At 72.0% G+C, this 12821-nt stretch carries 13 protein-coding genes; 2 read left to right on the top strand and 11 right to left on the bottom strand.

Going from position 1 to position 12821, the window contains the following annotated elements; genetic code table 11:
• From A5696_RS15750 to rimP, 4 genes are all read right to left on the bottom strand, one after another.
• Positions 1-426 (bottom strand): translation initiation factor IF-2 N-terminal domain-containing protein (locus A5696_RS15750; protein WP_197516987.1); only part of this gene is annotated, 426 nt, incomplete at its 3' end.
• A 94-nt stretch (positions 427-520) separates the two neighbouring features.
• A complete protein-coding gene (locus tag A5696_RS27160) occupies positions 521-853 on the bottom strand; it encodes a YlxR family protein (protein ID WP_197516986.1) in 333 nt (110 codons plus the stop codon).
• A gap of 64 nt (positions 854-917) precedes the next feature.
• Positions 918-1961 (bottom strand): transcription termination factor NusA, encoded by a 1044-nt coding sequence (nusA, locus tag A5696_RS15745; protein WP_067880554.1) that lies wholly within the window; start codon positions 1959-1961, stop codon positions 918-920.
• On the bottom strand, positions 1958-2497 hold the full coding sequence (rimP, locus tag A5696_RS15740; RefSeq protein WP_067880552.1) for a ribosome maturation factor RimP: 540 nt from the start codon (positions 2495-2497) through the stop codon (positions 1958-1960). The genes nusA and rimP overlap by 4 nt, the downstream gene beginning before the upstream one ends.
• A gap of 194 nt (positions 2498-2691) precedes the next feature.
• Between rimP and A5696_RS15735 the strand changes: the two genes are divergently transcribed.
• Entirely contained in the window at positions 2692-3219 is a 528-nt protein-coding gene (locus A5696_RS15735) for a hypothetical protein (protein WP_067880549.1), read from the top strand.
• Positions 3220-3232: 13 nt separating this feature from the next.
• Positions 3233-3679: a ferritin-like domain-containing protein gene (locus A5696_RS15730; protein ID WP_067880546.1), complete on the top strand. Its 447-nt coding sequence runs from the start codon at positions 3233-3235 to the stop codon at positions 3677-3679.
• 5 nt (positions 3680-3684) lie between these two features.
• On the opposite strand, the gene A5696_RS15725 is transcribed toward A5696_RS15730, so the two are convergent.
• The 7 genes from A5696_RS15725 to A5696_RS15695 all read right to left on the bottom strand — a co-directional run bounded on the left by A5696_RS15725 (position 3685) and on the right by A5696_RS15695 (position 12817).
• Entirely contained in the window at positions 3685-5433 is a 1749-nt protein-coding gene (locus A5696_RS15725) for a proline--tRNA ligase (RefSeq protein WP_067880543.1), read from the bottom strand.
• A gap of 123 nt (positions 5434-5556) precedes the next feature.
• Positions 5557-7149 carry an MFS transporter gene (locus A5696_RS15720; RefSeq protein ID WP_067880540.1) on the bottom strand — a complete coding sequence of 531 codons (1593 nt, stop codon included), beginning with the start codon at positions 7147-7149 and terminating at the stop codon, positions 5557-5559.
• A gap of 22 nt (positions 7150-7171) precedes the next feature.
• Entirely contained in the window at positions 7172-8398 is a 1227-nt protein-coding gene (cobA, locus tag A5696_RS15715) for a uroporphyrinogen-III C-methyltransferase (RefSeq protein WP_067880537.1), read from the bottom strand.
• An 81-nt stretch (positions 8399-8479) separates the two neighbouring features.
• Positions 8480-9850, bottom strand: a complete 1371-nt coding sequence (locus A5696_RS15710) for a cobyrinate a,c-diamide synthase (RefSeq protein WP_067880534.1) — start codon at positions 9848-9850, stop codon at positions 8480-8482.
• Positions 9847-10461 (bottom strand): cob(I)yrinic acid a,c-diamide adenosyltransferase, encoded by a 615-nt coding sequence (gene cobO / locus A5696_RS15705; protein WP_067880531.1) that lies wholly within the window; start codon positions 10459-10461, stop codon positions 9847-9849. The genes A5696_RS15710 and cobO overlap by 4 nt, the downstream gene beginning before the upstream one ends.
• A gap of 11 nt (positions 10462-10472) precedes the next feature.
• A complete protein-coding gene (locus tag A5696_RS15700; RefSeq protein WP_067880528.1) occupies positions 10473-12296 on the bottom strand; it encodes a magnesium chelatase subunit D family protein in 1824 nt (607 codons plus the stop codon).
• Complete coding sequence (locus A5696_RS15695) at positions 12293-12817, bottom strand: GNAT family N-acetyltransferase (protein ID WP_067880525.1); 525 nt, start codon at positions 12815-12817, stop codon at positions 12293-12295. Before A5696_RS15695 ends, A5696_RS15700 begins: the two co-directional genes overlap by 4 nt.
• Positions 12818-12821: the final 4 nt, after the last annotated feature.

Below are 12821 nucleotides of genomic sequence, written 5' to 3'. Positions count from 1 at the left end.
TTGGCGCGGTGATCTCGACCGCCGCGCTGCAGCTGGTGCCGAATCCGGCGGCGGCCCTCGCCGAGATGGCGCGGGGGGCGCGTCGGCCGTCGCGGCCGGGGAGCCCTGCGCGGCGGCGGCCACGCCACCGGCGGCGGGCTTGGCCGGCGCGGCGGCCGGGGACGCGGCCGCGCCGTTGCCGGCGGGCTTGCTGATCGCCTTGTCGAGCGCCCTGTCCAGGGCTTTGTCCGGGGCCTTGGCGGCCGCCTTGGCGGGGGCCGGCTTGCCGCCCCCGAAGGACTCGCGTAGCCGGCGAGCCACCGGCGCCTCTACCGTCGACGATGCGGATTTGACGAATTCGCCCTGTTCGTTCAGTCGGGCGAGGACTTCCTTGCTGGTGACACCGAGTTCCTTGGCCAACTCGTGTACGCGGGCCTTACCTGCCACTACATCTCCTGTCTATGAGGCGACAGCGGCCGGCCGCGCCTCGGGTATTAGCTATGACGCATTGTCATCGGGACTTCACGGTGTGCTCATGTTCTTAGCTACCTGTTCTGTTGCCGGGCGAGCCGTGCACTCCCAAGTGCTCGGCCACCGCGGATGTGTCCAGTGGACCGGCGATGCGCAACGCTCGCGCGAAAGCCCGCCGCCGGATCGCCTGTTGCGCGCACTGCGGTGTGGGATGCAGCCAGGCACCCCGCCCCGGCAGGCTACTGCCCGTGTCAACGAGCACGGCATACTCGCCGTTCCCCGTCGACCCAGCCACCACTCGAAGCAGTTCGGCGGCCAGCTCTCGCTTCCGGCACCCCACACACGTCCGCACGGGTCCATCAGTGCTTCTGTGCGCCGGGGCCGAAAGTTCGCGCTGGATCACGGCTCAGTCTAGCGTCCGTTTTCCAGAGGTCAGAACCGCCCGAGGATGAGCCGCGGGAGGTCCGCTAGCGGTCGTGCGCCACCGGATGGCCGGCGCCGTGTTCGGACTGCGCCTCGCTTTGCCCGGGCGAATCGCCGCGGATGTCGATCCGCCACCCGGTGAGCCGTGCGGCCAACCGGGCGTTCTGGCCCTCCTTGCCGATGGCCAGCGACAACTGGAAGTCGGGTACCACCACGCGGGCGGCCCGGGCCGTCTGGTCGATGACCGACACGGAGACCACCTTGGCCGGCGACAGCGCGTTGGCGACGAAGCGGGCAGGATCCTCGTCGTAGTCGATGATGTCGATCTTCTCCCCGGAGAGCTCGCTCATCACGTTGCGGACCCGCTGCCCCATCGGGCCGATGCAGGCGCCCTTGGCGTTCAGGCCGGGAACGTTCGACCGCACGGCGATCTTGGAGCGGTGGCCGGCCTCGCGGGCCACCGCCACGATCTCCACCGACCCGTCGGCGATCTCGGGGACCTCGAGCGAGAACAGCTTTCGCACCAGGTTGGGATGGGTCCGCGAGAGCGTGATCAGCGGCTCGCGACTCCCGCGCGTCACACCGACGACATAGCAGCGGATCCGGTTGCCGTGCTCGTAGCTCTCACCGGGGACCTGCTCGGCGGCCGGGATCACGCCCTCGGACGCCTTGGTCTCGGTGCCCATCCGCACGACGACGAGCCCACGCGCGTTGGCCCGGCTGTCGCGCTGGATGACGCCCGCGACGATCTCGCCCTCACGGGTGGAGAACTCGCCGTACGTCCGCTCGTTCTCGGCGTCCCGGAACCGCTGCAGCATCACCTGGCGCGCGGTGGTGGCCGCGATGCGCCCGAAACCCTCGGGGGTGTCATCCCATTCGCTGATGACGTTGCCGTCCTCGTCGGTTTCGCAGGCGATCACGCGCACGACGCCGGTCTTGCGGTCGATCTCGATGCGGGCGTCCATCTGGTGGCCCTGGGTGTGCCGGTAGGCGGTCAGCAGCGCGGATTTGATGGTCTCGAGCAGTTCGGTGACCGAGATGCCCCGGTCCACCTCGATCGCGTGCAGAGCGCCCATGTCGATGTTCATGCTTCGGCCTCCGTCCTGTCCGGCCGACCCCGCACCGCCCCCGCCAGTTCGAGCTCCTCCGGTGCCGGTGGCGAAAACTCAACCTGCACAATGGCTTTCACGATTTCGTGGAGCGGGATGTGGCGTATGCTCCAGTCCCGGCCCGCGCGGAGCACCAGCGCGACCGTGTCGTCGCGGGTCTCGCCGAGCCGGCCGGTCAGCTGCGACCCGTCCGACAGCGCGATCTCGACCTTGCGGCCGCGGGCGCGGCGGAAGTGCTTCGCACTGGTCAGCGGGCGCTCCACGCCCGGGGAACTGACCTCGAGCACGTAACCGTCCGGGGCGCCGTCCAGGCCGTCCAGCAAAGCCGAGGCCGAACGCGACAGGCCGGCGACCGTGTCGAGGTCGAGGGGTTCGTCACCGTCGGCGATCACCGTGATCCGCGGCGGGCGCGCCCGGGCGTCGATGACCACGTCTTCGATTTCGTAACCGGCGCGCGCGAACTCTCCGCCGAGTAACTCGATCACCTGCGTCTGCGAAGGTAGCCCGGTGGTCACGGCGAGCTCCTCATCTTGAGTTGTCCGGTCGTCCGCCGGATGTCGCCACCCGGGCGGCTTCCGGGCGGCTCCGGTCTGCAGTCAGCTATCCACGATACGCCAGGAATCGCCGATGACGGCGTGATCGCGGCGCGGTCGCGGTCCCCGGACCTGCCCTCCGTCGTGACCGGGCCCGCCGATGGCAGGATGTTGCTGTGCCTAGCGCAGTACCCGTCACCAACAGGCGGGGTGTGCTCGCCGGTGCCGCGGCCCTTGCCGCGTTCGGGGTGGTCGCGTCCGCCTGCGGCGAGTCCCCGCCCAAGCCGCCCGCCGTCGAAAACCTGCTGGGGCCGTTGGACCAGGCCCGCAAGGACAGCGCTCTCGCCGGCGCCGCCGCCGCGGCCATCGGCGTCGCGCCGCAGATCGCGGCCGCGCTGACCGTGGTCGCCACCCAACGCGCCGCGCATGCCCGCGCCCTGTCCACGGAGATCTCCCGGGCCGCCGGCAAGCTCGCCACCTCGGCGAGCGAGACGACCAGCCCCAGCGCCGCCGAGCCGTCCGGCCCGCCGCCGCCGCCACCGCCGGTGTCCGACGTGATCAACTCGCTGCGGGCGTCGGCCGAGAGCGCCGGCCGCCTGGCGACCACCGAGTCGGGCTACCGCTCGGGCCTGCTGGCGTCCATCGCGGCTTCGTGCACGGCGTCCTACCAGGTGGCGCTGGTGCCCGGGGGGCCGTCCATATGACGTCCGGCCCGGTATGACGTCCGGGAAAGACGCCGACAACGCCGCGCTGTGCGACGCGCTGGCCGTCGAGCACTCGACGATCTACGGCTACGGCATCGTGTCGGCGCTCACGCCCCCCAGCGTCAACGGCATGGTGGTGGAGGCCCTGGGTCAGCACCGGCAGCGCCGCGACGACGTCATCGCGATGCTGGCCGCGCGCAAGGTCAACGCCCCGGTCGCCGCCCCCGGCTATCAGTTGCCGATGGTGGTGGGCAGCGCGGCCGACGCGGCGCGGCTGGCGGCGCGGATGGAGAACGACGGCGCGACGGCCTGGCGCGCGGTCATCGAGCGCGCGGAGACGGCCGACGACCGGGCGTTCGCGTCGACGGCCCTGACGCAGAGCGCCGTCATGGCCGCCCGCTGGAACCGGGTGCTGGGCGCCTGGCCCATCACGACGAGCTTCCCCGGCGGCAACGAGTAGTCCGGCTAGCGGTTCAGGGCGGCCACGACGTCGGCGGCCAGCGACTCGCCGACGGCGAGCTCGCGGGTCTGACCCGAGAAGCGGTCCCGCAGCTCGACCACCCCGTTTCCCCAGCCCCGGCCCACCACGACGATCCACGGCACGCCCAGGAGCTCGGCGTCCTTGAACTTGACGCCCGGCGACGCCTGGCGGTCGTCGAGCAGCACCTCGACCCCCAACGCGTCCAGCTCGGCTGCCAGCGCGGTCGCACCGGCGCGGGCCTCGGCGTCCTTGTTGGCGATCACCAGGTGCACGTCGAACGGCGCGACGGCCGGCGGCCAGCGCAGGCCCAGCTCGTCGTGGTGCTGCTCGGCGATGACGGCCACCATCCGCGACACCCCGAGGCCGTAGGAACCCATGGTCAGGCGCACCGGCTTGCCGTCCTCGCCGAGGACGTCGACGGTGAAGGCGTCGGTGTACTTGCGGCCGAGTGAGAAGATGTGGCCGATCTCGATGCCGCGCGCCGACACCAGCGGGCCGGCCCCGTCCGGCGACGGGTCGCCGTCGCGCACCTCGGCGGCCTCGATGGTGCCGTCGGCGGTGAAGTCCCGGCCGGCCACCAGCCCGACGACGTGCCGGCCGGACTCGTCGGCCCCGGTGATCCAGCTCGTGCCGTCGACCACGCGCGGGTCGACGAGGTAGCGAACCCCGTTGTCGCGCAAAGCTTTCGGGCCGATGTAGCCCTTCACCAGGAAGGGGTGGCGGGCGAAGTCGGCGTCGTCGAGCAACGCGTAGTCGGCGGGCTCGAGCGCCGCGCTCAGCCTCTTCTCGTCGACCTCGCGGTCGCCGGGCACCCCGATCGCCAGCAGCTCCCACTCGCCACCGGGCGGGCGCACCTTGAGCAGGACGTTCTTCAACGTGTCGGCGGCGGTGACGGTGCGGCCGAGGCCGGCCGTGTTGGCCCATGCGACCAGCGTGGCGATGGTCGGGGTGTCCCCCGTGTCGTGGACCACCGCCGCGGGCAGCCCCTCGATCGGGCGCGCCTCGGGGCGGGCGGTGACGACCGCCTCGACGTTGGCCGCGTAGCCGGACTCCAGACACCGCACGAAGGTGTCCTCGCCGACGGGGCTTTCGGCCAGGAACTCCTCGGACGCGCTGCCACCCATCGCCCCCGACACCGCGGAGACGATGACGTAGCGCACCTGCATGCGGGCGAAGATGCGCTGATAGGCCTCGCGATGCGCGTGGTAGGCGGCCTTGAGCCCGGCGTCGTCGACGTCGAACGAGTAGGAGTCCTTCATCAGGAACTCCCGGACGCGCAGGATGCCGGCCCGCGGCCGCGCCTCGTCGCGGTACTTGTTCTGGATCTGGAACAGCAGCAGCGGGAAGTCCTTGTAGGAGCTGTACTCGCCCTTGACGGTCAGCGCGAACAGCTCCTCGTGGGTCGGCCCCAGCAGGTAGTCGTTGCCACGGCGGTCCTGCAGGCGGAACACCCCGTCGCCGTACTCGGTCCACCGGTTGGTCGCCTCGTACGGCGCGCGCGGCAGCAGGGCGGGGAACAGGATCTCCTGGCCGCCGATCGCGTTCATCTCGTCACGGACGATCCGTTCGATCTTGCGCAGCACCCGCAATCCCAGGGGCAGCCAGCTGTACAGCCCGGGCGCGACGGGCCGGACGTAGCCGGCCCGGATGAGCAGCTTGTGGCTGGGCACCTCGGCGTCGGCGGGGTCGTCGCGCAGGGTGCGCAGGAACAGCTCGGACATCCGGGTGATCACAGCGGGCCAGCCTAACGTGCGGCAGGTGGTGGGACGGCAGCCGCCCGACGGCCGAAAGTGCAACCAGCGACGCGTTTCCCGGGTGGGACCGCCGGCAGCGGCACTCTCGAGACGGACGGCGAGCTACAGCTCGCCGGCGTCGATCGCTTCCTTGACCTCTTGCGCGTGGGCGACCTGCTCGGGGGTGTAGCCGATCAGCAGCGCCGCGGCGCCGACGATCACGGCCACGCCCGCGACCCACAGCAGGCCGTAGGTGTAACCGTGGTCCAGCGCGTGCAGTTGCAGGTCGTTCATGAACTTCACCGGGCCGTTGGTGCCGCCCAGGTACAGCGTGCGGGAGGTGATCACGGCCTGGATGACGGCCAGCACCAGCGGCCCGCCCAGGCTCTGCAGCATCAGCGCGATGGCCGACACCGGGCCGATCTGGTCGAAGCCGACGCCGGCGATCGCCGAGAGGGTCAGCGGGACCACGCAGATGCCGATCCCGATCCCGCCGACGACGATGGGCGCCACCAGGTTGGGGAAGTAGGGCACGCCGCGGTGCATGAAGAACGAGCCGTAGATCATCGCCCAGAACAGGAGAAGTCCGCCGCCGATCGTCAGCACCCGCGGTGAGAACCGCGACACCAGCTGCGAGGAGATGCCCAGCCCGATCCCCATCGCGATGACGAACGGGATGAAGCCGACGCCCGCGCGCAGCGCGCTGTAGCCCAGGACGTCCTGCACGTACAGGCCGATGCACACGGTCAGGCTGAACATCAGTCCGCCGGCCAGCAAAATCGCGGCGAACGTGACCAGCCGGTTGTGGTCGCGGAACAGCTTGAACGGCACGACGGGGTTCTCTGCGGTGCGCTCCACCACGATGAAGGCCAGCGCGGCCGCCGCCGCCACCGCGCCCGAGCCGATGGTGGTGACCGAGACCCAGCCCTTTTCCGGACCCATCGAGAAGGCGAAGACGGCGGCGGTGCAGGCCAGCGTGGCCAGCATGGCCCCGGCGGCGTCGAGCTTCATCCGCTCGCGGTTGGTCTCCCGCAGCGAGGTGCGGGCCAGGTAGATCATCACCAGCCCGATCGGCACGTTCACCAGGAACGCCATCCGCCAGGACACCTCGGTCAGCGCACCGCCGACCACCAGGCCCATCACCGAGCCGACCGCGGTCATCGCGGCGAACACGGCCGTCGCGGCGTTGCGCGCCGGGCCCTTCGGGAACGTGGTCGCCACCAGCGCCAGGCCCGTCGGCGACGCGATGGCCGATCCGATGCCCTGCAGCAGCCGGGCGATGACCAGGGTCGCCTCGTCCCAGGCGACCGCGCACAGCACGGAGGAGATGGTGAACAGCGCGACGCCGACGATGAAGGTCCGCTTGCGCCCGATGGTGTCGCCGAGCCGCCCGCCGAGCAGCATCAGGCCGCCGAACGTGAGCACGTAGGCGGTGATGACCCAGCTGCGGCCCGCGTCGGACAGGCTCAGCTCGTTCTGGATCCTGGGCAGCGCGACGATGGCGACGGTGCTGTCCATGGTCGCCAGCAGCTGCATGCCGCCGATCGCGATCACGGCCGCGATGAAGCGGCGCGAGGGCAGCCAGGTGGGGTAATACCTGCCGATCCGTGTTGAGGCGGTCTCCGCCGGGCGCGTGGCGCGCGCCGGGGCCGGACGATCGGGGCGCGCGGATGCCCAGTTCTGGGCCGCGCGCTCTGAGTCGTTGAGAGCCGTCATAACGGGTTACCTTACAGTAATCTTAAGAATCGTTTAAACGCCGAGCGTCGCCAAGGCTCACCACAGCCCCGATTACCACGATCGCGGGAGGTCGAATCCCGTCGGCGCGGATCCGCTCCGGCGTGTCGGCCAGCGTGGCCCGCAACGTGTGCTGGGCCGCCGTCGTCCCGTGCTGGACCACCAGCACCGGCGTATCCGCAGGTCGGCCGCCTTTGAGCAGGGCATCGACGAACAATTCGATGCGTTCGACCGCCATCAGCAAAACGATGGTGCCGCGCATGGCTGCCAATGCATCCCAATTCACTAACGATTCGGGGTGCCCCGGCGCAACGTGGCCGCTGACCACCACGAACTCGTGATTTATCGCCCGATGCGTGACCGGGACGCCGGCCAGCGCGGGAACGCCTATGGCACTCGTCACACCCGGCACCACGGACACCGGGATGCCGGCCTCGGCGCACGCCAGCACCTCCTCATACCCGCGCGCGAACACGAAGGGGTCCCCGCCCTTGAGGCGGACGACGAAGCTGCCGGCTCGGGCCCGCTCGATCATGACGTCGTTGATCGCGTCCTGGGCCATGGCCCGCCCGTAGGGGATCTTGGCGGCGTCGATGACCTCCACGTGCGGCGCCAACTCGGCGAGCAGTTCGGGCGGCGCGAGCCGGTCGGCGACCACGACGTCGGCCTGGGCGAGCAGGCGGCGGCCGCGCACCGTGATCAGTTCGGGGTCGCCGGGACCGCCACCGACGAGCGCCACCCCGCCGCGGACGGCCTCGGAACTCGCCGGGCCTTCCGGGGTGATGAGCCCCCGCTGCAGGGCCTCCCGGATCGCGGACCGGATCGCGGCCGAGCGGCGGTGTTCGCCGCCGGCCAGCACCCCCACGGACAACCCCGAGTAGCTGAACGTCGCCGGGGTCACCGCGGTCCCCTCGACGGCGACGTCGGCCCGCACGCAGAAGATCTGGCGGCGTTCGGCCTCGGCGACGACGGCGGCGTTGACCCGCGCGTCGTCGGTGGCGGCGATCGCATACCAGGCCCCGTCCAGGTCGCCGTCGCGGTATTCGCGTAGCGACAGCGCGATTCCCTCCATCGCCTCGACGGCGCGGGTGGCGCTGCGGGAGATGACGTGCACGTCCGCGCCGCTGGCGATCAGCAGCGGCAAGCGGCGCTGAGCGACGGTCCCCCCACCGACCACGACGACCTTCTTGCCGGCCAGCCGCAGTCCGGCCAGGTAGGCGTTCTCGGTCACCGGGCAAGCCTAGTGGTTGGCCGTGCGGGCGCCGCGAGCGTAACTGCACTGCGAATTGGCGCGCCGTTCTTGGCAGCGCGGTTACGTTCGCGCCTTGGCGGCGTGGGCGACGAAGCGCGCCACCGCCCCCGGCGTCGCGGCCGGGTGGGTGTGCAGGTAAGACGCGTGCACCCCGCCGCGCACCACGCCGTCCCGGACGGCGGCTTTCTCGTTCGCGTCGTCACCCCGGTACACCCAGGCCGGCTGGTAGGTGTCGGCGAAAGTGATTGCGGTGCGGTGGAATTCGTGTCCGGCCACCCGCTGGCCGGCGGAATACAGCGACGAATCGGCCACGGCGACGGCGTCGCGGTAGGCCAGCGTGAGGCGCGGTGTGAACCGCGCCGAGCCGGCCAGCACCCCGCACATCGGGTGGCCGTCGAGTTCGGAGGCCAGATAGATCAGCCCGGCGCATTCGGCGTGCACGGGGGCGCCGGCAGCGGCCAGGTCGCTGATCTGCCGCCGCACAACGTGATTGGCGGACAGCTCGGCGGTGAACTGCTCCGGGAAGCCGCCGGGCAGCAACACCGCGTCCGTGCCGTCGGGCAGCCCGTCGGAGAGCGGATCGAACTCGGCCACGTCGGCGCCGGCCGCGCGCAGCAGCTCCGCGTGCTCGGCATAGCCGAAGCTGAACGCCTTGCCGCTCGCCATGGCGACGGTGGCGCGCCCGCGCGGTGCCTGGCCCACCTCCGCGGCGGGGTCCCAGGGCCGGCCGGCCTGCCGGCACCGGGCGGACGCGACCACGGCGGCCAGATCGACGTGGCGGGCGACCAGCGCGGTCATCGCCTCCACCGCCTCGCGCGCGCGACGCCCGTACTCGACGGCGGTCACGAGCCCCAGATACCTTGTCGGCAGCTCCAATTCGGCGGTGCGCGGAATCGCGCCAAACACCGGGACGCCGGCCTGCTCGCAGGCCCGGCGCAGCACCTGCTCGTGCCTGGGCGAGCCGACGCGGTTGAGGATCACCGCGCCGACCCTGGTCGCGGGGTCGAAGGTGGAAAAGCCGTGCAGCAGGGCGGCGATGCTGTGGCTCTGGCCGCGCGCGTCGGCCACCAGGATCACCGGGGCGCCCAGCAGGCCGGCGACGTGGGCGGTGGAGCCCGCCGCGGGGGCTGCCGTTCCGATCCGCCCGTCGAACAGTCCCATCACGCCCTCGACCACCGCTATGTCCGCCCCGCCGGCGCCGTGGGCGTAGAGCGGGCCGATGAGCCGCTCCCCCACCAGGACCGGATCGAGGTTGCGACCGGGACGGCCCGCGGCCAGGCCGTGGTAGCCGGGGTCGATGAAGTCGGGGCCGACCTTGAACGGCGCGACGGTGTGGCCCGCCCGGCGCAGCGCGCCGATCAAACCCGTTGCCACAGTGGTCTTTCCGCTGCCCGACGCGGGTGCGGCGATCACCACCGCCGGGACGCTCACCACTCGATGCCCTTCTGCCCCTTGCGCCCGGCGTCCATCGGGTGCTTGACCTTGGTCATCTCGGTCACCAGGTCGGCGGCCTCGACCAGCCGCGGCGGGGCGTCGCGCCCGGTGATCACCACGTGCTGGTGGCCGGGCCGGGCCCGCAGGGTGTCCACCACCTCGTCGACGTCGACCCAGCCCCACTTCAGCGGATAGGTGAATTCGTCGAGCACGTAGAAGTCGTGGCGGTGGGTGGCCAGCCGGCGGGAGATCTCGGCCCAGCCGTCGGCCGCGGCCGCCGCGTGATCGACGTCGCTGCCCGCCTTGCGCGACCAGGACCACCCGGCGCCCATCTTGTGCCACTCGACCTCTCCGCCGGCCCCGTCCCGGTCGTGGACCTCGCCGAGCCGGGCAAAGGCCGCCTCCTCGCCCACCTTCCACTTCGCGCTCTTGACGAACTGGAACACCGCCACGCGCAGCCCGGCGTTCCAGGCCCGCAACGCCATTCCGAACGCCGCCGTCGACTTGCCCTTGCCCGCGCCGGTATGCACCGCGAGCACGGGCGTGTTGCGCCGCGCCCGGGTGGTGAGGCCGTCGTCGGGCACTTCGAGTGGTTGTCCTTGTGGCATCGATGCTTACCTCAGGCCACGCTGCGCACGGCGTGCGTCAGGTGGTCGGCGCGCAACTGCTCCAGCCGCACCGCCGGCGCGCCGAGTTGCTCGGCGAGCCGGCCGGCCAAACCCAGCCGCACATACGACGTCTCGCAGTCGATGACCACCGCGGCGGCGCCCTCGGCGAGCAGGCGCGCCGCGGCGATCCGGCTGCGCCCCAACGGGTCCGGTCCGGCGGTGGCCCGGCCGTCGGTGAGCACGACGACCAGCGGGCGTCGCGCCGGGTCGCGGGCCCGCTCCCGGACGATCAGCTCACGCGCGGCCAGCAGGCCCTCGGCCAGCGGGGTCTTGCCGCCGGTGTCGAAGCGGGCCAGCCGGCGACCGGCGATGTGCGCCGACGACGTCGGCGGCAGCAGCAGCCGCGCGCCGCGCTGACGGAACGTGATCACGGCGACCTTGTCGCGGCGCTGATAGGCGTCGCGCAGCAGCGACAGGGTGGCGCCGCCGACCGCGGCCATCCGGTCCCGGGCGGCCATCGAACCCGACGCGTCGACCACGAAGATCACCAGGTTGCCCTCGCGCCCTTCGCGGATGGCCCGGCGGACGTCCGCCGGCTGCGGCCGCAGCGGCCCCGCCCCGGCGCGCTCGGCTGCCGACAGCAGCGTGGCGAACAGGTGCAGCCCGTGTCCGGTGGCGCCGGCGTCGGTGCCGTCGGTGGCCGCCACCACGCTGCCCGAGGCGTTGCGGGCCCGCGACCGCCGGCCCGGCGCGCCCTCGCCGACGCCCGGGACGGTCAGCGCCCGGGTGCGAAACGTCGCCGACGGCGGGGCGCTGGGTTTCGACGCGCTCGCGGGCGGGTGCGAATTTTGTTGTGGCGCAGGGTCATCAGCGGCTTGTCCGCCGCCGGGCGGCTCCGGATCGGGCTCGGGGTCTTCGGCGCCGGCCCGCCTCAGGGCCTCGTCCAGCTGGTCGCGGTCGATGCCGGGGTCGTCGAACGGGTCGCGGCGGCGCCGGTGCGGCAACGCCAGTTCGGCCGCCACCCGGACGTCTTGCTCCTCGACGGTGCCGGCCCCGCGCCACGCGGCGTGCGCGACGGCGGTGCGGGCCACCACCAGATCGGCCCGCATGCCGTCGACGTCGAACGCCGCGCACAGCGCCGCGATGCGCCGCAACTCCGCGTCCGGCAACGCCACGTCGTCGACGAGCGCGCGGGCCGTGCCGATCCGGCGGGCCAGTTCGGCGTCGGCGTCGGCGTAGCGCTCCGCGAACGCGTCCGGGTCGGCCTCGTAGGCCATGCGCTGCCGGACGACCTCCATGCGGACGTCGACGTCGCGCGACGCGTGCACGTCGACGGTCAGGCCGAACCGGTCCAGCAGCTGTGGGCGCAGCTCGCCCTCCTCCGGGTTCATAGTGCCGATCAGGACGAAACGCGCCTCGTGCGAATGCGAGATGCCGTCGCGCTCGACGTGCACCCGGCCCATCGCCGCGGCGTCGAGCAACACGTCGACCAGGTGGTCGTGCAGCAGGTTGACCTCGTCGACGTACAGCACGCCGCCGTGCGCGCGGGCCAGCAGGCCCGGGGCAAACGCGTGCTCGCCGTCGCGCAGCACCCGCTGCAGGTCCAGCGAGCCGATCACCCGGTCTTCGGTTGCGCCCAAAGGCATTTCGACGAGATCGCCCTCCCCGGTCGCCGCCGACAGCAACGCCGCCAGCCCGCGCACGGCGGTCGACTTCGCCGTGCCCTTCTCACCGCGGATCAGCGCCCCGCCGATCTCGGGCCGCACGGCGCACAACAGCAGGGCGAGCCGCAGTCGGTCGTGCCCGACGATCGCGCTGAACGGATACGGCTTCACGGCTGCTGCGCCGATCCCGAACCGGGCCCGCCCGCCGACGATGCAGGCCGGCCGTCGGCCTGAGGAGGCGGGCGCGAGGGCTTGAGCATGGGGACGTGCGGGATTCCGTCGTCGACGAAATCCTCGCCGTCGCGGACGAATCCGTGCTGGGCGTACATGTCGGCCAGGTAGGTCTGGGCGTCGATCCGGCACGGGTAGTCGCCGACCTCGGCCAGCGCGGCGCGCAGCAGCCGGGTGGTGTGGCCCTGGCCGCGCGCGCTGCGCTTGGTGCACAGCCGGCCGATGCGGAAGGCCTTCTCGCCCCCGGCGTGCTCCTCCATCAGCCGCAGCGTGCAGATCACCTCGCCGTCGGGCGTCTCGAGCCAGAAGTGGCGGGTCTCGGCGAGCAGGTCGCGCCCGTCGAGCTCGGGATACGGGCAGGCCTGCTCGACCACGAACACCTCCACCCGGAGCTTGAGCAGCTCGTAAAGCGTTGGGACGTCGAGGTCTTTGGACCACACGCGACGCAGCGCTTCGCTCATGCGC

This window comes from Mycobacterium sp. E2699 (assembly GCF_001666745.1).
In the GTDB taxonomy this organism is placed as follows: Bacteria; Actinomycetota; Actinomycetes; order Mycobacteriales; family Mycobacteriaceae; genus Mycobacterium.
Note: the sequence above shows the minus strand (reverse complement) of the source record. Positions and strands in the feature narration are given on the sequence as shown.

Bases quoted from the DNA above. Each gene is read 5' to 3' on its own strand.
- nusA (WP_067880554.1), bottom strand. From the start codon at position 1,961: ATGAACATCGACATGGGCGCTCTGCACGCGATCGAGGTGGACCGGGGC.
- A5696_RS15730 (WP_067880546.1), top strand. From the start codon at position 3,233: ATGACGTCCGGGAAAGACGCCGACAACGCCGCGCTGTGCGACGCGCTG.
- A5696_RS15720 (WP_067880540.1), bottom strand. From the start codon at position 7,149: ATGACGGCTCTCAACGACTCAGAGCGCGCGGCCCAGAACTGGGCATCC.
- cobO (WP_067880531.1), bottom strand. From the start codon at position 10,461: ATGCCACAAGGACAACCACTCGAAGTGCCCGACGACGGCCTCACCACC.
- A5696_RS15695 (WP_067880525.1), bottom strand. From the start codon at position 12,817: ATGAGCGAAGCGCTGCGTCGCGTGTGGTCCAAAGACCTCGACGTCCCA.